The following is a 20,165-nucleotide window of genomic DNA, read 5'->3' on the forward strand; positions in this document are numbered from 1 at the left end:
ATTGGGTTTATGATCAATTTTATGTGATCATTTCTAAGCCTCACGTGTCGTAAACGGAACCATTAAACAGGCATTAAACTGAGGGGGCGAGGTCTGTTGGATGAAACTGAAAAAAATCAAGAATCGTGGCATCGAAATCTTCATGTGCTTTGGTTTTGTACATTTATTGCCAGTATGGCTTTCAGCGAAATCATGCCTTTTTTATCTTTATACGTTAACAGTTTAGGTAATTTTACAAAGCAGCAAGTGACCTTTTACAGCGGTCTGGTCTACGCCGCCAACTTTTTGGTGATGGCTTTTGCCTCACCGCTCTGGGGGATATTAGCTGATCGCAAGGGGCGCAAAATTATGTTGCTGCGCGCATCGCTGGGAACTGCCGTAGTTATGGCCTTAATGGGCACGGTCACCCACGTTTGGGAACTGGTTGCTTTTCGGGCACTGCAAGGTGTCTTTGCCGGATTTATTTCAAATGCTCAGGCTCTGGTAGCGGGGCAGACACCCAAAGAACACAGCGGCGCCGCGCTAAGTACATTAATGACCGGGGCCACCAGCGGTATACTTCTAGGCCCGGTGATCGGCGGCACGCTGGCGCAAATTTTTTCTATTCGATTAACGTTTTTCATTACCGCCGGGCTGTTGTTCCTGACGTTCCTTTTGAGTTACTTCTGCGTCCAGGAAAACTTTCGGCCTGTGAAACACCCGCAGCAGCAATCCAGGCACCGTAACCCATTAGCCATGTTTCCTAATCCTAAGCTGATCATCGTGTTGTTTTGTTCGACGCTGATCGTTCAGTTCGGCAATGTCTCCATTTCACCGATTATCAGTTTGTATGTCAAGGAATTAATGCATGATGTCGGCCCGATTACGATAGTAGCCGGACTCATTGCCGCACTTCCAGGGATTTCTAATATTGTGGCGTCACCGCCGCTCGGACGATATGGTGATCGCCATGGTTCCGGCCGTGTCTTGATTTTCGGCTATATCTTCGCCACAGTCATGTATTTACCGCAAGGATTCGTCCACAGCATTTGGCTGCTCGCCCTGCTGCGCCTAATGATCGGGATTTCCGATGGTGCTTTGTTCCCTGAAATACAGACTCTGCTGACTAAAAATTCACCAGCGGCAATGACATCAACTATCTTCAGCTGGAATCAATCTTTTCAGGCCCTTGGGAATATGCTGGGCTCACTTCTTGGCGGTATCATCGCCGGGGCTTTTGATTATAATGCGGTCTTTATCTCCACTGCCATGTTGATGTTAATCAATTTCATTCTGGTATGGTGGCTAATACCGGAAATTCGTCGATCACAAACAGCCGCAACTTAATTTCCGATGAATCTTTATTTTATCGGCTTTTCCCCTTTGGGGATAGCCTGCCTATTCAAAAAAGGATGGGCCTATCTGAATGGTACTGCTTCATTTGTTAAAATATTGCCCGTAAGTTTTACTCCGCCCCTGTTTTCATGTCAGGCGAGGGAGTCGTTATTTTTTACGTGAAACAAAGCAATTTCATACTCTTCACAGCGTCTTGCTTCAGGCCATAATGTTTAAACACGCTTATTCTATTTTAAAGACATCTATTATTAATAGAAAAGGGGTTAAGGTCTTGAAGAAAACACATTATAATTTCAGCAAGCATATTATATCGGCCCTGCTTTTGCTAGTGATTGCCATTCTGCCCCTCGCCGGCTGGTCGATGACCGCCAAAAAACCTGCTGACAGGCCCAACAGAGCGGTCAAGAAAATACCAGCCCATATAGACCGCGAGTTCGCACAACTTGAGAGCAAATTTGATGCCCGGCTCGGAGTCTATGCTATCGACACCGGTACAAACCGGAAAGTCGCCTATCGGCCCAATGAGCGATTTGCTTACGCATCTACCTACAAGGCTTTAGCTACAGGAGCAGTACTGCAGCAAAACTCAATTGACCAATTAAACAAAATCATCACCTATACTAAGGACGACCTGGTTACGTATTCACCAATTACAATGGCACATGTGGATACCGGTATGACTCTTGAGGAAATTTGCGAGGCTGCCATTCGCTACAGCGATAACACCGCAGGAAACCTTTTACTTAAGAAACTGGGCGGTCCTGATGGATTTGAAAAGGCCCTTAGACAAATAGGCGATAGGACGACCGAAGCTGATCGCTTCGAGACAGATTTGAATGAAGCTGCTCCGGGAGACATCCGTGATACAAGTACAGCAAAAGCGCTTGCTGCCGACCTTAAGGCTTTCACGGTTGGCCATGTGCTCCCAACTGATAAACGTAAATTCCTCACGGATTGGATGCGTGGAAACAGTACTGGGGACCAACTGATCCGCGCCGGCGTACCAAAAGGCTGGGAAGCCGGTGATAAGTCCGGGGCCGGAGGCTATGGCACGCGAAACGACATTGCCATCGTTTGGCCGCCGAACAGAGCGCCTATTATCATCGCCATTCTGTCCACCCGCAATACGAAAGATGCCACCTATGACAATGCGCTTATCGCAGAAGCTGCCAAAGCCACACTTGACGCTCTGAAGTGAACAGGCTAACTATGAGTGTCCCCTTAAATGCTTTTTCCCCGAGGGCGTCGGTACCAAAAAAGGATGATCCCAAGCAAGAGATCATCTTTTCGATCATATGAATGGTCTCACCCCGGCCAGATTGTCTCCTCTTCCGGCCAAATTCGCTGCTCTATCGGCCGATTCAGACCCCCTTCCGGCCAAATTCGCTGCTCTATCGGCCGATTCAGACCCCCTTCCGGCCAAATTCACTGCTCTATCGGCCGATTCAGGCTCCCTTCCGGCCCATCCGGCGGGCGTTCATTCCGTTAAAATGGAGAAGCCTAATTTCTGAATGTCCCGGTTAAAGCCGATCACCGTGTCCAGCGATAACTGCTCCGGCGTCTTGCCGACCCTCTTCAGCTTTTCAATGACGGCGGGCGGGCAGGTGATGATGTCCACCCCGAGCCGGTCGGCCTCATAGACGTTGAACACTTCCCGGGTGCTGGCCCAAAGCAGCTTCGCTCCCTTTTTCGTCCGGCAGATCCCGGCGGCTTTCTTCATATAAGGAATCGGGTCCGCCCCCGAGTCGGCGATCCGCCCGGCAAAGACGGAGACAATATTTTCAACGTCCGGATTGAGCGCCGCCACGGTCTCTTCCACCTGTTTTGTCGTGAAGATCGCCGTCACGTTGAGCGAATAGCCTTGGTCCTCCAGCTTCTGAATCAGCGGCACGGACGATTCGCCCTTCGTATTCGTAATCGGGATTTTGATGAAGACGTTTTTCCCCAATGCCTGGATTTTTTCCGCTTCTTTCTCCATCGTTGCGAAGTCGTCGGCGAACACTTCGAAGGAAAGCGGGAGATCCGGGATCGCCCGGACCACTTTCGCGGCGAACGCGACATAGTCCGTCACGCCCGCTTTCTTCATTAAACTCGGGTTGGTTGTGAATCCGGAAACAAAACCGGTCCGGTAAGCAGCCAGCATATCGCTAATGACGGCCCCATCCGCATAAATTTTCACATTTAAGTTTAAATTGCTCATCTGTTGATCGCTCCTTTTTTTGATGATCATTCACAAACCATCCGGATTCTCAGTTAGTTCATCGATGGCCGGTTTATTGATCGGATCTAATCTTGCTTCCTTTTTTTATATTTAAAACAATCGGAGTAGAATTAAATCCAACTCCCATGCGGTCGATCCCCATATCAATGAGTTCAAGAAAATGCTCGCGTGTACGGATGTGACCCGAGCCTTTGACCTTAATTTTGCCCTTGCCGGCCTCAATCATAGTCTTAACCACTTCTGCCGTCGCACCGCTGGTGGGGCCACCGGTAAAGAAACCGGTTGAAGATTTAATAAAATCTGCACCAGCAGCGATGGCACACTTGGTACCTTCCTTGATTTGTTCTTCGTCCAAGGCGTCGGTTTCGATGATGACCTTGACATTGGTGCCGTACTGGTGGCAAACATCGACCACGGGCTTGATGTCGTTGATTACGAAATCGTCATTGCCGCTGCGCAACTGGCCATAGTTTGAAACAATGTCCAAATCCTGAATTTTGTACTTGCTGCAGTACTCTTTTGCCTGCAGAACCTTGGATTCGGTAGTGGAGAGCCCAAAGGGAAAATCACAGACGACACAAATACCCGTCTCGGTACCCTCGACCATTTTGGAAACCAAGTCCAGGGAGGCAGGGTTGATGCAGATGGTGGCGCAGCCAAAATCAATGCCTTCCTGCGCATATTTGCGAATATCCTCCTGTGTGAATTCGGGTTTCAGCACAGACTGATCAATATAACGCGCCAGCTCCTTTGTTGTCATTTCATTTGCTTTTTTTGTTGGCTTCATCATTTAATGCCTCCTAATATGCGGGATATTTTTTTGTATGATTTGTATCATACATTTATGATGTTAACGACTTGATTGCAATAAATCAAGTCCATTTTTCTAAATAAATCGGTTTTTAAGTATAAAAAAACTGCCTAGAATTTTTATTCTAGACAATCTTCTTTAGACTTTATATAGACAAACTGCGCTGGAAATCCAACTTGCCTTTGCTTGAAGCTGTCTTTTTATATAATTCCAAACGAAATACGCATTTATCTGCTCTAGTCGTTGAAGTCGTTAATTCAAAAACATAACCGGAATCCAAGTGTGAAATTCGTTCAATCCTGTACCCGGCAATGTTGGGATTACATTTTAACAGATGAGCAACCCGTTCTTTAATTATAATGGATTCAATTGTTTCAGATGCGTGATATAAATTGAGTGCATATTGATTATTTAATGTATCATATAAAGATGCTGATTGAAAGTCGAATCTTTCAATTTCATTACATAGATAATATGGAATATATGTGTTTTCAAGAAGAAGGGGTTCACCGTTAGCACAACGTAATCTAATAAGATGAAATGCCTTTGGATTAGCCTTTGGTAATTGTAACAATTCAACCATTCGGCTATCTGTTATACTAATTACCTCTTTTGTTAACACAATAGAAGTCGGAATAGCGCCAATACTGCGCATATTTTCCGTAAAATTATATAAATAATCTATATTGCGTTTGAACTTTTGATCGGCAATAAAAGAACCTTTGCCTCGTTGTCGAATAAGCAGTCCCTCTTCTACCAAACGATTCATGCATTGGCGCACAGTTGTCCGGCTAATATTCAGCGCTTCGCATAAACTGTTTTCTGTAATCATTTGATCGCCGGGCTTTAAAATGCCTGCCTGTATTTGAATTTTTATATATGATGCCAACTGTTCGTATAAAGGAATATTATTGTCTGTAGAAAAGCGAAATGTATTTTTAAAATAATTAATATCCAAATTTTCATCCCCATGTTTCATATTTATTTCAATGGACAATCATACCTGTCCGCTTTCAGATCAGACGCCGTTTTCTAGAATCAGGAAATGATTTTAAGATTAAACTGTACTCTTCCTCAATTCGTGGGGGAATGTCAATATGAATCATGTAATGCTTACCGCATGGTCCATACCCATATCTATCATCGCGCAACCTTGGAATTTCGCCAATAATAAGTTCAATAAACCGCTTCAGTGACCACATGCCGCATATCTCACTCTGACTGGCAAAATTAAACTGTTCATTCAGATAAGGAATAAATGGTGAAAAACTTAATATATTTATTTTGCTATTTGAGAAATAATGCTGCAAAGTTGCAAAACTTCTTAACTGCAAAAGAGGGTCTTGTATCAAAATCAGGCTATTATGAGATATATTTTGATTTTGAAGCAGGTTTAAAGAAAATAATGCATTTTCCCCGGTATTTGAAGATTTTTCTTCTAATAATATATCTTCCGTCAAAATATTTTCCTGCTGTTTAGCAATCTCTGCAAGAATAAAAGCTTCACTTTTATTTTCCACATTAAGAAAAGGATACTTTTGTTTGGCATTCTCCCTAAGTATTGGCGTTGAATGCCCAACTCCTCCACTAAACATTATTTTTTTGCAGATGCCATTCTTATACAATTTAGCAGCCAGTTCAGCTGTGTAAGGAATTGAGTTGCCAAGCACAAGTAAAACATCTGCTTGTAAAGTTCCGAATTGCTTTTTTAAAGCTTCAGCATTCAGATTTTCATAATTTCTGTACGACAGAAATGAACCTATATGATTAAAAGCATCTCTCAAAACATCTTTTTTAAATTTTACCCTTTTAACTTTGAGTAGATCTTCAGAAATCTTCACCTTTTGATTCAATAAAATTCTATCTAAATTGTACGATGTTCTTTTCTTCATAAGATTTTTCCTTTTTAAATGATTGTAACCAAATTAGATAGTTCATATGTATCATACAAACGATACATATGTCAAGAATAAGATCGGCATTCCAGTCCTTTCAAATAAATTTTCGTAAAATATGTCATCCCATTTTTTGTTCCTGATCATCAACTAAGCAAAAGCACATCAAAGGATGTTATGTTTGAATAAAGCTGTTTGCTCGCATTAGCACCAAAACTTCATTTATCGGCTGAAAAGCGATGTAAAAGTTGTTCAATAAAAAGAGCAGAAATAATATCTCTCTGCCCTTTTTACTGATCTAATTTTGACTGTTAATTTCAATAAAGTGTATCAGACTTCCCGGTGTCTCTAAGATAACTTTTGCTTTTGCCAGCTGATTATTTTCCTTTGCTCCCCATTTCGCAAGAGCAAAAAGCACTTGGCTGCCATAAGCACTTTGCATATCATAGATAGAGTCACCAATATAAATTGCTTCTTCCGGCCGGGCATTCAAAACCTCCAATGCCTTCTGAATAGGTTCCGGACTAGGTTTATGCTTTGTCGTGTCGGAAGCTGTTATGATGCTATCAAAAAATGGAGTGATGCCAAACCGATCGATTTCGTCTTTCATTTCTTGAGTTGTTCGGGATGTAACAATTCCCAGTTTTAAATCCATTTTACTTAATTGTGAAAGCAATTGACGTATACCCATAAAAGGCTTTTCTCGACCGGCCAATTTTATCACATTTTGATTCCATTTTTCTAACAGTTGTTTTTGCCTGGCCGTCGAATTGATCAATCTTTCTAAAGCTGCATCACCAGGAATTCCTAATACAAATTCCAGTTCTTTATCAGATATGGTCAGTCCCAATTCTTCCTTTAAGGTTTTCTGCAATGACTCGATCACGACATATTCGGTATCAATCAACGTTCCATCCACGTCAAATAAGAGCGTATTAATCATGCTCTCCCTCCTCCGTATAGACAACAGTGACTCTTGATTGGTTAAGTAAGCTGACTAAGCCATCAGGTAATTGTTTGTTGGTTACAAGGATATCTATATCACTCAATTCGTATCCTCTGAACTTGTGAGTCTGATTGATTTTTGAAGCATCAATTAATAATACAAGGATTTCCGTCTGCAATCTTATTTTCTTCTTCATATCAATATCTTCTTCAAAAGCATAGTAAACACCGTCTGAATCAATGCCTACAGCACTTAAAAAGGCCATGCCGAATTTATAGTCATCTAATTCCGAAAGCGGCCTGGTACCAATTACGCACCTTTTTTCTCTATCTATATTGCCTCCCAGAATACGTACCGTGCATTCTGTATCCCTAAGAAGCTGATCAGCTATATCAATTGAATTCGTTGCTGCAAACAACTCGCTGCCTGCCTGCATCGTTTTCAGGTAATGAGGAATAAAACTAACAGTCGTCGATACATCAAGGTAAATTGAGCCAACATCTTGAATCAGTTTGCCGGCTGCAGCAGCCAGTTGTTGTTTTTCCTTATTTAATTCAGAGCTTCTTTCTAAATAATTATCAATTTTCCTGAACGAATTAGGCAGGGTAATCCCGCCATACGTCCGTTTCACCAGATCATTCTCAAACAATTTTACGATATCTCTGCGGGCAGTATCCCTTGAAACACCCGTTAGAGCAATGATCTCCTTTAAACTTAAAGCCTTTTCCAATTCAAGCTTTGACAGGATTAACGCCAATCGTTCTTTTTGAATCATTTGAATCACCCCGTTTGAATAGGCCATTTTAAGCTATAATTAAATTATAACTTAAAATGGCTTAAAACGGTTAATTTGAATTCTTATGAAAATACCGGAAAAGATCTGATCACTTTGGCAATTAATTAAGTATCGACGACTGCCCGCACTCGCAGAGGCTGGTTTATACGATGGAAGAGACCCTTTTGATAAAGAACGATACGAAGAATTAAAAGCAAATTCGATAAAATTAACAGGCAAATGAAAATTACGATCAGCTCAAGAATATTGTTGATTGTAATGAAGGACACCCATCGCCTGAAATCAATGGTAGAGCATACATTCGGATAGAGAACAAAATATTATTGTTAGGAGATGCCGAAACAAAAGAATGGTCATAATCTGGAGGATATGCAGAAGTAGGTCTGACACCCAGAGAATATTATGGTCAAGCACTGATCCGTGCCGCAGAAAAAAACAGACCGCTTCTCTTTTACGTAAAAGAGAAGCGGTCTGCGGTCTCACAGCGATGCCCTTTACTTTTTACATATTGTCTTCCATATCCGGCTCCGAAGAGACATATGCCGCTTTGCTATGAACACGATCAAAGCGGAATTTGATCGAAAAGGTGATAATGCTCAAGGTCAGGAAAATCAATATGAACACAAGCAGGGCAAGTGAATTTCCTACGAGCATCTGATGCTGGTTCCCGTCGATCAGGTTTCGGAAACCGTTGACCCCATATGTCATCGGCAAAAACGGAGAAATATGCTGAAGCCACTTCGGAATCAGTTCGATTGCATAGGCTCCTCCGCTGGTAACCAGCTGAAAGAGCAGAATGACTATGGCTATGAAACGGCCTTCATTATTAAAGGAACCGGCCAGCCACTGAATGATCGCCATGAAACTCATGCTTGTCAGTATCGTGAACCCGATAAACGTCAGTGGATGGTTAACTTGCAGATCGAGGCCTTTCAATACGGCCAGGTCGACAAGCAATGCCTGACCGACCGACATCAGAATAGTAATAAAATACTTGCTCAATGCAATGTTCCATCCGGCGGTTGCCAAACCGGCGGGCTTGCCAAGATCATAGATAATAGTCAGCAGCAATGCACCGACGAACAGGCCGATGCAGATGAAATAGGGTGTGAAGCCTGATCCGAAGGTACTGACCGATTGATACGACGCATCAATCGACGTCACGGGCTGAGAGAACTTTGTCGCATGGGCATCATTGGTCGGCGTATCCGCCAGCTGGCTGTGCGCATCAGCGAGATTACCCGCCAGTTTCGCATTCCCGTTATATATTTTCTGCGCTCCTCCGGTTATCTGGTTCGTTGCGGAAGCCAGTTTTTGCTGGCCGGATGCAGCACTGTTCAGCCCTGAAGCCAAGGTGTTTGCACCGCTGCTCAGCGCACCGGCACCATTGCTGAGCTTATTGGTGCCGCCGACAAGCTGCTGCGATCCATTAGACAGTGACGAAGCACCGCCGGCCAAGGAAGAAGCGCCGCTTGTCACCGCGGATGCGCCATTATTCAGAGCCGCTGAGTTTCCGTTCAGTGTGTTCAGTCCGCCGGACAACTGTCCCGCTCCATTTAATAGTTGGCTGACGCTTGAAGCGATCAGCGGAACACCATTGTTTCCCGCAAGCTGCGACGTCCCATCAGCCAGCTGCTGCGAAGCCTGATTCAGAGTCAGACCCGTTGTCTGATCCTTTTGCGTAAAGCTGGAAGCAATACCATCTTTAATCTGTGAAGCAGTTGAAGATGCTGTGGTCCTGATTGTATCTTCAGCAGATTGCTGCAATGATGGTTGCAAAGCAGCCGCAATTGCAGAGCTATCATTCTTAACGTTGCCGCTGATCGATTCTGTAGCACTCTGAGCAATAGCATTGGCCAGAGCAGGTAATTGCTTAGCCATTGCCTGGTCGGCATACGGTTTTGCCTGCGCATCTGTCATACCTGGATTTTCTTTTTCAACCATTGCAATGAACAAAGGTTCCAAAGAAGTCTTAACATCTGAATTTTCCTGAATGCCTGCGCTGACGGCAGATTGCGTTCCAGAAGAACTAATGGACTGACCGATTGAACCTGTAACTTCCGTTGCAAGATCGGAAGCAGATTTTTTACTTTGACCGGAAAGGCCCTGAGAAATAGCTGAATTGACTGCACTCTGACCAATCGCCGCCGGATCAATCGAACTATTGATCTGTCCCGGCAGGCCTTGAATAATGGAATTAAATTCTTGCATGCCGCTGTTCAGCTGACTGACCTGACCGACTAGATTCTGGCTCTGAATACCGCCGTTGAGCTGGTTCAGGCCGTTCGAAAGCTGATTGGCTCCGGGAAGCAGCTGGCCGCCGACGGCTCCGGTATACTGGCCGATCCCCTGCCTGAGCTGGCCGGCACCGCTGTTCAGGGTAGTTGCGCCGCTGGCCAGTTTTCCGGCACCGCTGCTGACTGCCGATGCTCCGCCGGCAAGCTGAGCTGCTCCAGTATTGAGCTGAGAAGCACCGCTGGCCAGACTGGCGGCGCCGTTCTGCAGTTCAGCTGTTCCGGACATCAGCGTTTGATAGCCGCTTTTCAACTGATTCAGTCCCTCGACTTCCGCCTTGCCGCCGCCGGCAAGGTCGTTCGAACCCTTGGCAGCAGTACCCAGACCTTTCGTCAGCTGATCAATCTGTGTATACATTGATTTTGCGTAGGTTTTCGTGATTTCATTGGCGATGCTTGTTTTCAATTTTTGAACGCCGGCATCCGCCATTTTCCCGGAAATAAAGTTGTAATCGCGGTTGATTCGATAATAGATGTTCGCAGGCTTCAATTGGCTATCACTCAGTGTCGTAGCGTTTTTTGAGAATGAAGCTGGAATACGAACGATCATAAAATAATGATTATTTTTAAAACCGTCCTGGGCAGCTTTTTCGCTGACAAACTGCCATTTAAAATCATGGTTCTTCTTCAGATTAGTCACCAGGTCATGGCCCGCCTGAATCTGTTTGCCGGCAATTTTTGTTCCATTGTCCTGATTGACGACCGCCACCGGTAGATTGCCCGTTTTGCCAAAGGCATTCCAGAAGCCATAAAGAAACATTCCCGCATAAAGAAGCGGAACACACATCACGGCGACCATCACGACAATATTGTGTGGCTTCGAGACAATCGTCTTCAATTCCGCCCAAATTAACTGAATGACATTCATCAATGTATGCACCCTTTCAGATTGAAAACGAGATAAGGACCCGATTCATGGATTGTTCTAAATGACCATTTCGTTCATTTAGTCAGTCAAGAGTAAAAAAAACTAACCCGCTATTTTTTTCAGCCCTCTGACCAGATAAAGTTCAAGCAGATCAGCAATTTCCCTGCTGGTCAGCGGCTCATGGCGCTGCTCCCAGTCAAACACCAGCGTAATGTAGAGTTTCAGGATCACAAAGGCCGTTACTGTCGGATCGCACGGTTTAATGTCTCCCTTTCTCTCGGCATCCTTGATAATTTCCACCAGAAAGTCGAGAATCGCGTCTTCCACATTACCCAATGCCCGTCTGGCCTGGGCCGTGCCGATTTCCTTGATCTCCTGGGTCAGTTTGATCGAGAGCTGATGTTCTTTTCGAAACTCCAGTACCCGGAACAAGGCACGATGAAGATTATCAAAGAAAGCATCATCCGGCCGGATCGCGTTCGTTGCCACTTTTCTAATCTTCTCGATGAACTGATTCATGATTTCATAGAACAATTCCTCCTTATTCTTGTAAAAAGTGTAAATAGTTCCCTTGCCGACGCCTGCTACCCGGGCAACAAGATCCATCGTCGTTGCCTTGTATCCGAACGCCGCAAAGGTTTTTTCCGCAGCTCGGGTAATACTCTCTTTTCGATCTGCAGTCATCATGTTATCACCGGTTTCTGACCGAATGAACATTTCGGTCATTTAGTTTCATTTAAGATGCTACCACATTGCATACTTTCATGCAAGAAAATTATTTCCTCTGTAATTTTTCCATGTGCCCATCTACAAACACTGTTGTCAGCGCACTTCAACTTTTAGCGATACCACTCTGTCTGCAGGTACAGGAATGAATGTTAGGAGTATTTTGAAATTCTATAAACATTTTCAGCTTTTCATCACTATTTAATATTGGGAAGTGCTGAAACATGAAAATCGACAATCCGGGAAAAATACCTGCCTTTAATCTTGTAATCGGCCGGAAATTTAAAATATCAGGTCACGCCGATCGATCAAAAAGGACAGTTCGTCACTTTGACAGATTGCCGGATTAATGTTAGTATATGCGCATGGATGAAGATAAGAATATTAGAATATATGATGAAAACAATTTCTATGTTGATCTGGCTGTGAACATTTTTTCTGTACTTGCTGATGCAACGCGTATCCGCATCATTCTAATTTTAAAGGAAGAGGGAGAAATCTCTGTTGGCGAAATTGCCGAAAGATTAAGCAAATCCCAGACTGCAATTTCACAGCATTTAGCGAAGATGCGTCTGAGTAAACTTGTGCGCACACGCCGTGAAGGAACAACTATCTATTACAGCTTGATGAACGAGCACGCGTACAATCTCGTCGCTCAAGCCATTTTTCAGGGGGAGCATATCAATGACAAAAAGCCAACACACCATATTAACGACAACTGATGTTGATACTTTAAATAGTCCAAGCATCTGGTCACGCATCAATCGCCGAGATCTTGCACGAGCTTTAATTACAGCATTTTTAGCAGTAGTTGTGGTCGTAACCGAGGCATTGGCTCCCTACCAGATATGGGTTATTGTCGGAATCACTGCCGTAGGGCTTCTTTTCGGCTGCTGGCCAATCATCGTGGAATCTTGGCAGGACATTCGTCATAAAAAAATGAGTATGGATCTTTCAATGTTCATTGCCATTGCCGCTGCAGCTGTTATCGGACAATGGGTCACTTCACTCATCATCACTACCTTTGTCTTGGCAGCAGACATTCTTGAGGACTTATGCATGGACCAAGGAAGAAGTGCCCTTACTAATCTAATGACTTTTCTGCCCGATACCGTGCGAATCAAGAAAAGAACCGACGAAACCGAGAAGATTCAGGAAGTTCCGCTTAGTGAGGTACAACTAAATCAGACTGTTATTATCTCACCTGGGGAACGGATACCCATTGACGGAACAGTTATAACCGGTTTTTCAAGCGTAGATCAGTCACGGATCACGGGAGAATCAATGCCAGTGGATGTGACTAAAGGTTCATATGTATATGCCGGATCAGTTAATGAGAATGGGGCGCTTGAGGTGCGCACGGAACGAGTCGGCGAGGATTCCTCATATGGTCAAATCATCGCCGCAGTGCGTCAGGCTCAATCAACCCAAGCGCCTGTTCAACGTTTAGCCGACAAATTTGCTGCCTTCCTAGTGTACACGGCTATCATCGGTGCCGTAATCACGTGGTTCGTTACTAAAAATCTGTACAGCGCCATTGATGTCATTATTGTTGCCGGCGCGTGCGGCGTTGCAGCCGGTACTCCACTGGCTATGCTTGCTTCAATTGCAAGAGCTGCCCGCAATGGCGCGTTTGTTAAAGGGGGGGCGTACATGGAAGCTCTTTCTCATATAGATACGATCATCTTCGATAAGACCGGTACGTTGACACGCGGTACTCCAAAGGTCGCTGCCTTGCAACCCGTTCCCGGCATCAGTGAAAGCGAACTGCTGGCAACTGCCGCCAGCGCTGAATGGCATTCCGAACACCCCCTTGGCAAAGTCATTGTAACGGCTGCCAATCAAAAAGGCGAAGTTCTCAGCCAGCCAGACTCATTCAAAAACGAGCCTGGGCAAGGGTTAACAACCCTAATTAATGGTCATACCGTAAAAATCGGCAGTTCAGCACATATTGGCGGCAAGTCCTTCATGGAGAATGAAGGAACGAAAAATCAACCAGAAGATGCTATCGCCAGCATTGTATATGTCTCCCTGGACGGTCAATTTATTGGTAAAATCCTCTTAGCAGATTCGGTACGTGACACAGCTGTCGAAAGCATTGCCGGACTTAAACACTTGGGCCTGCGTGTTATCATGCTTACTGGCGATAGAAAGACGACTGCCAAAGCAATTGCCGACGCGCTTCATATTGACGAGGTCCATGCTGAACTCATGCCAGAAGAAAAGCTGGCAGTGATCGATTCAGTGCGCCGGGCGGGTCATCATGTCGCCATGGTAGGCGACGGCGTCAATGATGCCCCCTCATTGGCGCATGCGGACGTCGGTATCGCTATGGGAAGTGGTACAGACATTGCCCGTGATTCCTCAAAAGTGGTTCTTGTCAGTTCGAAACTGACCGATGTACAAGCACTCATTGCTCTTGCTCATCGCTCGCGCCGCATCGTGAAGTTTAATTTTACAGGCACTCTGGCCGTAGACGTGATCGGCATGTTCCTTGCAGCCTTTGGGATCCTAACACCGATTATCGCAGCCGTTATCCATGTTGTCAGTGAGTCCATCTTTATTCTAAATTCTGCCAGGTTGATTCCAGGCAAAAGCAAGTGAACATTCACAACATGTCACCGTGCGCTCTTGTTCTAAAGATAGTTTAAGATCCGATATGTGTGAGCCCGGCTAATGCCGGGCTTTGCTATGCAACAGGGAGCCCATTTCCTACAAACCAGTAAACATTGCCTGCCTACTTGCGAACTATAATGATTTCACAAGAACGAATACAGTGATACTGATTCCTGAAAGAGTCGGACAATTTATCAAGCGGCGGTTCAATCTAAATTTACCAAAGGTTCATAAGCCATCAGTGTTGCCGTTTTGTTTTTCTCTTAACAAGGGTATTTACCCATAGCGTAATTATCAATAAAAAGTTACAGAGATTTAACTCCCTTCCCCATTAAAGTGTCCCGAACATCAGGGACACAGCATACGAAAAAGAGCACCCCCCTTAATGAGCACTCTTTATATCATTTTTTTCTTTAATTTCAATAGATTGATGGCAATGGTCACAGATCATAAATAATTGATGACTCACCGGTATTGGGATCAAAAATGCTGAGAACTCTCATCGGTTTGCCGCAGCAAACGATGCGGTCTTTTCGCATAGACAAATGAACCTTCTTTTTGGCAGATTTAACTCCTTCCGGGATCCATAAATAATTGTCATGCTTACATTTTAATATGATTCAACTCGATCAGTTCGGAGTGAGAAAGGGCTTTTCCCCATTATCTGGCCTCTTTTCTTAAAACATTGCTATTGCCGTCTTTGATTTTCTGAAGGTCATCTAAAAAGCGCCGATGTTTTTCGTTCACTATTCGGATCAAATTGCTGCCGCTGTTTTCTTCCTGCCGATCCGGGGCAAACAGTGTTTCGAAGTCATTGACATAATGAATGAAAAGTTTGTTTCTCATGTACTCAGGATCGTTTTCACCGTCGTCACAGCCGTGATCGGGATTGAAGTCGTCCGGGTTTCTTATGACATAGCTGATCAGGTTACCCGCGCTGTCGGTCAGGCGGACGAAAGGCGTGTATGTAAATTTTATTTCTTGAGTGACACAGTGGAGTTTGCTGCAGAAGGTCTCGATGACGGTGAGAAATGAATTGATCTCGTCGTCATAATCGGTCAGTTCCGCTTCAAAGTGCCAGAGATCGCCGCTCAGGCAGCTATTTTCCCCGGTTGTATTTTCGAGCAGACAAGGGCCTTTTTCTTTTTTTAACAGATTGGAAAACGGTCGAAATTTGGGCTGCTTAAAACGTTTCAAATGAAATTTTGATGTATGGAAAGGCGTGTCATTGAAAATGGATTGAATGATGATTGTAAATTCAGGTTTAATTTGGACAGTTCCGACGAGATCCGTGTCTGATCGCATTACACGGTCCTTCCTTTCATAGAATGGTTTATAAAAATTATTAAGAAAGAAACAATAAAAAATCCGGGGTTTATATTATATGACAAAGATCTATTATCCTGATATGACGGAGGGCGGATTTTAGTCATTTTAAATCATAAATTTTTATATACAGGGAAGGATCGGCTGAAGTTTTTTATGCAGGATGTTAGTCTATATGTTTTCTAGGGGGGTAAAAATAACCCGTTTCGAAATGAAACGGGTTTGGGGATTACGAAGCATCGTTATTCTGAAGGTTGGCCATATCTTTCAATCAAGGTTTCACAGTTTTGGTTGACTTCGATTGTCTGAGCCGGCTGCCGACCTTCACATGTTTTGAATACGACATCCTTCGATCGGCTAATGGAATTCTTTTCGTTTGCCGGATGCAATCAGGCGAGATTCATACCACATCGTCTGATTTTCCTCGTCGTTGTTTTTTCAAATTCTTTTTCCAGAATTTCAAACACACGGATGTGTTTATAATCCGGCATTTTGTTGTTCACTTCATCAACAATTGATTTTACCATAGCTTGTATTTCTTCTTTTGCGGGCAGATGACCTATTATTTGGGTCATGCAGTCTAAATTAGGAAAAATTTTAGCCTTCACGCAGGTATCTCCATTGCGATCATTTCCGGGAAGAATAAGGGCTTCGCCGATCGTCTCCTTTTCCAGAAGCCGCGCTTCTAATTCCTCCGGATAAATGTTGTTGCCGTTAGCTGTTACGATCACATTCTTCATGCGCCCTTTGATATACAAAGCCCCGTCCCTGTCAATGAATCCCAAATCACCTGTCCGGAAATAACCGTTGCGGAAAGTGTCGGCCGTGGCATCCGGATCATTATAGTATCCAAGCATGATATTGTCTCCCTTGGCAAGAATTTCGCCGACACCGGCTCCATCGGGGCTGTCTATTATCAATTCGACGCCGGGAATAGCAACGCCGGCCGATTGGGCATTGAAATAAAAATCATTGTTTCCCGCCAGAAGAGGAGCAGATTCAGTGAGCCCATAGCCTTGCAAAGCCCGTATGCCAAGCGCCAGAAAATCCTCTACCACAGCAGGGGAGAGATCGGCTCCGCCGACAATGCACGTATGAATTTTGCCCCCGAGCGATTTCTTCACTTTTCGGCGAATAATCATTCTTACAAACCCGGACAAATCTCGAAGCGCCTTTGAGATTGAAGATGTTTTGAATTTTGATTGGTACTTCGCCGGACCATTTTTTGAAATAGCCGCTTGAATCCGCTTGTCTAAAAGCTGAAGCAGTGCGGGAACGACGACGAGAACGGTTGGCCTGTATTCAAGAATGTTGCGGCGTATCGCATTCAGGCTGTCTGCGTAAGCAATGCAGGCTCCGCGCGATAAAATAAGCAAACAATCCAATGTGCATTCGTACGTATGACAAAGCGGCAGGATCGAAAGGGTTTTGTCGCGGGGCGTGATCTTCACGATCTGCGAGGTCGAAAAGATATTCGAGCAAATATTCTTTTGAGAAAGGCACACACCTTTTGGTTTTCCGGCGGTGCCGGAAGTGAAAATCAGCACACTCATTTCATCCTCAGCAATCGGAACGGTGTCAATTCGTGTATCGTCCGCAGGCACGGGCCGTAAAGCATCCTGCAAAGACAAAAGCAATAATTCACTGCTGAGCAGCGGTTCTAATTGTTCAAGTATCTCTTTGTCCGCACACACCGCCGTGCAGCCGGCACTGACAATAAAATGGCGCATATCTTCCGGCGACAGTTCGCGATCAATTGGAACGGCCACACCGACTGTAGCAGCGCAGGCATAGTGCAGCACCCATGCATAGCTGTTCTTTCCGACAACTGCGATTCGCTTATCAAGCAGGCCCAGATCGAGAAAATGCGTGCCTAACGCTCTGTAATCCTCTTTAAATTGAGAATAAGTCACATAGCGGTAGCTCCCGCTCCCAATCTTTATCTGAAAAGCATGCTTTTTCCTGAACTTCTTTGCGCTCGCGTAAATCATTTCCCGAAAATCAGTATACCGTGTAGCTTTGTTCAACCGTTTTATTTTCAAATTAATGCTCCTCCGCCTGTTGGTCATTTATGGTCGTTCAGGAATTTTGCCTGAGACAATTATTCAGCCAGATACGGTAGCTTTCCTTGAGAAAAAGACCTGCGCCTGACTAAAAACTGACGCGGGCGTTGATGGATGAATCGCACAGTCCGCTTGCCCTTGATCACAGCGAACACGTTGGATTTTGAAGAAATCACAAAACCCGCTCATTGTGATTTGTGCAGAATTCCTGCGATAAAAAAAGCATGGATGAATCATATAAATTTTCGCTTTTAATGTCTCTTCTAAGTACGTTGTTTTCCCCGGATAGTTTCAATATTTAATATGTTACTAAGATTATCGCGCACATACTGTGTTGAAAAATTCAGATAAAATGAGTTCAGTTACTCATGCTGAGGTGTGCATTGAATGATAAGAGAGGATGGTTACAGCGTGTCCATGGAGGTACCCCTTCCGGTTCACGCCGGTCCTCTCACGTTTCCAGATTGAAACGAAGAAATGCTGTTACCGGCAAAGAAGAGGATAGAATTCGTTCATGATGGCCGGATAATCATTCCGGATGGGGAAGTGCAACTAACCTTCAGCCGATCAAACGTCTTCCCAAGAATCCGGAGGCCACGATCATTACAACAGTCTGGTCAATTGCATCGAATGATCCGCATTTAGAGAAAGGGCCTCTTTGATTAGCCGGCTTCATTGAAAACAGTTTGAAGGACATTATAGAGATCCTGAACCTTACCGAGCTCTGTTTGAGCCGCATTAGAATGGTTGATCCCGCTCTGATTAAGGTTTCCAAGGGAAGCATACTCATCCTCAAGCTGAGAGAAAGCCTGACTGAAACCGGATGAAAAAGCGGCGGCAGAACTCGTGTCAAGATTCCCGAGCATCTGAAAAGCCCGATCCGGCGTACTAGGTTGATCTTCACCATAAACAAGATCGTTCAGCTGCGTGATCGCTTGATCAAGCGAGGCAGCATACCCTTTTTTCAGCATTGCCGCCGCCCCGGATGTCATCTCATTTTGGGCCAGATAATTTATGCCCGACTGACCAAGCGCTGCCGGGAAAGGGTCGGATAGAGACTGATCATTGTTTCCTATCGCCCGCAGGACTGAGTGAGACACATATAAATCCTTATAGGTAAAATCAGTTCCGGAGATATCCACTGTGGTCTGTGCCTGATTTAGGACAGCAGCGTTAAACTGAGCGGCAACTTCTCCGACGCTCTCTTTTGAGTAGTCAACGGAATTTGTCTGCTTATATTGTGCGTATAATTTATTCAATTCAAGCGTTAAATTAGCCATATCATCCTGAGTTTGCTGAAAGGTCGAGTTTTCAATGAGCTGTTCCGCTCTGAAGTCGAATCCTCCCCCTGCATTCGTCTGCGAAGGATCAAAAAATTGATATAAATCCGTCACATAAGACCCGATGCCCGCCTCCACTTCATTCTCAAACTTCTGCTCAGCAGCCGACTTTTCAGCATCACGAGCCTGATCCTGAGTTTGTTCATAGGCAGTCAGATTCGTGATGCCTGTTGCCGCCGCACGTTGAGTGATGGCCTGATCGGAATAAGTCTGCTCAATTTCTGTCTGCGTTTTATCATAGGCTACTACGGCTTCGGCCAGAAGATTCGGATTATCGTTGGTTAAATTCCAGTCCGTTGTTAGTGCATCATCAGCGCTGAGAATAGTTAAGTTTCCGGATGACGAAGGGGCAAACAGGCTGATGTTCAAACTGTCCGCAATCGGCGTCGCCAGGTTTGCCGATTGGGCGTCCTGTTCGCTGACAAGCTGCTTCGTCTCGTCAGCCATCGTCTCTCCGCCCGCCGGCACAACGGACTGATTATCGGTAATTTTCTGCGGATAGGCCTGCGGATCTAATCCCTTTTCCAATACGGAATGATAATCCGGCTGCCAGTCGTAGGGATTGACGAGCCTGACATACAAGACCTGTTTAACTCCCGCCTTGTTGTAAAGCTTAAGTTTTTCCTCCTCCGTATAGTCTTCCGGAGACCCGGGCATCAGCCAGATCGTTGACGTATCAACTTTAATGGATTGGGCCTTTTGATCTGCGGCCGGTGCCGATACGCTTCCTGACGCCTGTCCCTGCGGCCGGGTCACGGCAAGGAATGTTTGTAATGGACGAATTTCCATTCTTCTTCATCTCCATAAATTTATCGAAACGATTGCTGTGTTATAGGGGTCCGATAAGCCATGGCATGGGCATATACACGTGTACTATAAACGGCCTGCCCATTGACGCCGATCGTGACAGCGGCATGTTGAATATTAA

General features: G+C 44.8%; 16 protein-coding genes. 5 read left to right on the forward strand and 11 right to left on the reverse strand.

What is annotated here, in order from left to right; all coding sequences use genetic code 11:
* Positions 1 to 96 precede the first annotated feature (96 nt).
* Positions 97 to 1,326 carry an MFS transporter gene (locus Q6A92_RS04650; protein ID WP_332237212.1) on the forward strand — a complete coding sequence of 410 codons (1,230 nt, stop codon included), beginning with the start codon at positions 97 to 99 and terminating at the stop codon, positions 1,324 to 1,326.
* Positions 1,327 to 1,606: 280 nt separating this feature from the next.
* On the forward strand, positions 1,607 to 2,533 hold the full coding sequence (gene bla / locus Q6A92_RS04655; protein WP_332237213.1) for a class A beta-lactamase: 927 nt from the start codon (positions 1,607 to 1,609) through the stop codon (positions 2,531 to 2,533).
* A gap of 279 nt (positions 2,534 to 2,812) precedes the next feature.
* Here the strand turns inward: bla and Q6A92_RS04660 are convergent, their stop codons facing one another.
* From Q6A92_RS04660 to Q6A92_RS04685, 6 genes are all read right to left on the reverse strand, one after another.
* Positions 2,813 to 3,535, reverse strand: a complete 723-nt coding sequence (locus Q6A92_RS04660) for a transaldolase (RefSeq protein ID WP_332237214.1) — start codon at positions 3,533 to 3,535, stop codon at positions 2,813 to 2,815.
* Positions 3,536 to 3,608: 73 nt separating this feature from the next.
* On the reverse strand, positions 3,609 to 4,343 hold the full coding sequence (gene deoC / locus Q6A92_RS04665) for a deoxyribose-phosphate aldolase (RefSeq protein WP_274401478.1): 735 nt from the start codon (positions 4,341 to 4,343) through the stop codon (positions 3,609 to 3,611).
* A 169-nt stretch (positions 4,344 to 4,512) separates the two neighbouring features.
* Positions 4,513 to 5,364, reverse strand: coding sequence for a GntR family transcriptional regulator (locus Q6A92_RS04670; RefSeq protein WP_274401479.1), 852 nt, complete (start codon positions 5,362 to 5,364; stop codon positions 4,513 to 4,515).
* Between the two features lie 16 nt (positions 5,365 to 5,380).
* The gene (locus Q6A92_RS04675) at positions 5,381 to 6,259 is read right to left on the reverse strand and encodes a YdcF family protein (protein WP_274401480.1); all 879 of its coding nucleotides are present in this window, start codon (positions 6,257 to 6,259) and stop codon (positions 5,381 to 5,383) included.
* A gap of 301 nt (positions 6,260 to 6,560) precedes the next feature.
* Positions 6,561 to 7,205: an HAD family hydrolase gene (locus Q6A92_RS04680; protein ID WP_332237215.1), complete on the reverse strand. Its 645-nt coding sequence runs from the start codon at positions 7,203 to 7,205 to the stop codon at positions 6,561 to 6,563.
* Positions 7,198 to 7,983 (reverse strand): DeoR/GlpR family DNA-binding transcription regulator, encoded by a 786-nt coding sequence (locus tag Q6A92_RS04685; protein WP_332237216.1) that lies wholly within the window; start codon positions 7,981 to 7,983, stop codon positions 7,198 to 7,200. The genes Q6A92_RS04680 and Q6A92_RS04685 overlap by 8 nt, the downstream gene beginning before the upstream one ends.
* A gap of 139 nt (positions 7,984 to 8,122) precedes the next feature.
* Here Q6A92_RS04685 and Q6A92_RS20215 point away from each other — a divergent pair, with 139 nt between their 5' ends.
* Positions 8,123 to 8,227 carry an NUDIX hydrolase N-terminal domain-containing protein gene (locus Q6A92_RS20215; RefSeq protein ID WP_443029685.1) on the forward strand — a complete coding sequence of 35 codons (105 nt, stop codon included), beginning with the start codon at positions 8,123 to 8,125 and terminating at the stop codon, positions 8,225 to 8,227.
* Positions 8,228 to 8,505: 278 nt separating this feature from the next.
* Here the strand turns inward: Q6A92_RS20215 and Q6A92_RS04690 are convergent, their stop codons facing one another.
* Together Q6A92_RS04690 and Q6A92_RS04695 are read right to left on the reverse strand one after the other, a co-directional pair.
* On the reverse strand, positions 8,506 to 11,166 hold the full coding sequence (locus tag Q6A92_RS04690) for a YhgE/Pip domain-containing protein (protein ID WP_332237217.1): 2,661 nt from the start codon (positions 11,164 to 11,166) through the stop codon (positions 8,506 to 8,508).
* Positions 11,167 to 11,268: 102 nt separating this feature from the next.
* The gene (locus Q6A92_RS04695; protein WP_274401484.1) at positions 11,269 to 11,850 is read right to left on the reverse strand and encodes a TetR/AcrR family transcriptional regulator; all 582 of its coding nucleotides are present in this window, start codon (positions 11,848 to 11,850) and stop codon (positions 11,269 to 11,271) included.
* 401 nt (positions 11,851 to 12,251) lie between these two features.
* On the opposite strand from Q6A92_RS04695, the gene Q6A92_RS04700 reads away from it, so the two are divergent.
* Positions 12,252 to 12,614 (forward strand): ArsR/SmtB family transcription factor, encoded by a 363-nt coding sequence (locus Q6A92_RS04700; protein ID WP_274401485.1) that lies wholly within the window; start codon positions 12,252 to 12,254, stop codon positions 12,612 to 12,614.
* Positions 12,577 to 14,496 (forward strand): heavy metal translocating P-type ATPase, encoded by a 1,920-nt coding sequence (locus tag Q6A92_RS04705; RefSeq protein WP_332237218.1) that lies wholly within the window; start codon positions 12,577 to 12,579, stop codon positions 14,494 to 14,496. The genes Q6A92_RS04700 and Q6A92_RS04705 overlap by 38 nt, the downstream gene beginning before the upstream one ends.
* A gap of 672 nt (positions 14,497 to 15,168) precedes the next feature.
* Here Q6A92_RS04705 and Q6A92_RS04710 read toward each other — a convergent pair.
* The 3 genes from Q6A92_RS04710 to Q6A92_RS04720 form a co-directional block, all read right to left on the reverse strand.
* Entirely contained in the window at positions 15,169 to 15,813 is a 645-nt protein-coding gene (locus Q6A92_RS04710; protein ID WP_332237219.1) for a hypothetical protein, read from the reverse strand.
* 410 nt (positions 15,814 to 16,223) lie between these two features.
* Entirely contained in the window at positions 16,224 to 17,876 is a 1,653-nt protein-coding gene (locus Q6A92_RS04715) for an AMP-binding protein (protein ID WP_332237220.1), read from the reverse strand.
* Between the two features lie 683 nt (positions 17,877 to 18,559).
* The gene (locus tag Q6A92_RS04720; RefSeq protein WP_332237221.1) at positions 18,560 to 20,026 is read right to left on the reverse strand and encodes a hypothetical protein; all 1,467 of its coding nucleotides are present in this window, start codon (positions 20,024 to 20,026) and stop codon (positions 18,560 to 18,562) included.
* Positions 20,027 to 20,165 lie beyond the last annotated feature (139 nt).

It is taken from the genome of Sporolactobacillus sp. KGMB 08714 (genome assembly GCF_036598985.1).
Classification (GTDB): domain Bacteria; phylum Bacillota; class Bacilli; order Bacillales; family Sporolactobacillaceae; genus Sporolactobacillus.

What these genes read in the sequence shown, in the direction of transcription:
- Q6A92_RS04685 (WP_332237216.1), bottom strand. Translation starts at nt 7,983, where the DNA reads ATGATTCAAAAAGAACGATTGGCGTTAATCCTGTCAAAGCTTGAATTG.
- Q6A92_RS04680 (WP_332237215.1), bottom strand. Translation starts at nt 7,205, where the DNA reads ATGATTAATACGCTCTTATTTGACGTGGATGGAACGTTGATTGATACC.
- Q6A92_RS04690 (WP_332237217.1), bottom strand. Translation starts at nt 11,166, where the DNA reads ATGAATGTCATTCAGTTAATTTGGGCGGAATTGAAGACGATTGTCTCG.
- Q6A92_RS04675 (WP_274401480.1), bottom strand. Translation starts at nt 6,259, where the DNA reads ATGAAGAAAAGAACATCGTACAATTTAGATAGAATTTTATTGAATCAA.
- Q6A92_RS04720 (WP_332237221.1), bottom strand. Translation starts at nt 20,026, where the DNA reads ATGGAAATTCGTCCATTACAAACATTCCTTGCCGTGACCCGGCCGCAG.
- Q6A92_RS04695 (WP_274401484.1), bottom strand. Translation starts at nt 11,850, where the DNA reads ATGACTGCAGATCGAAAAGAGAGTATTACCCGAGCTGCGGAAAAAACC.
- Q6A92_RS04660 (WP_332237214.1), bottom strand. Translation starts at nt 3,535, where the DNA reads ATGAGCAATTTAAACTTAAATGTGAAAATTTATGCGGATGGGGCCGTC.
- Q6A92_RS04705 (WP_332237218.1), top strand. Translation starts at nt 12,577, where the DNA reads ATGACAAAAAGCCAACACACCATATTAACGACAACTGATGTTGATACT.
- deoC (WP_274401478.1), bottom strand. Translation starts at nt 4,343, where the DNA reads ATGAAGCCAACAAAAAAAGCAAATGAAATGACAACAAAGGAGCTGGCG.
- Q6A92_RS04700 (WP_274401485.1), top strand. Translation starts at nt 12,252, where the DNA reads ATGCGCATGGATGAAGATAAGAATATTAGAATATATGATGAAAACAAT.
- Q6A92_RS04710 (WP_332237219.1), bottom strand. Translation starts at nt 15,813, where the DNA reads ATGCGATCAGACACGGATCTCGTCGGAACTGTCCAAATTAAACCTGAA.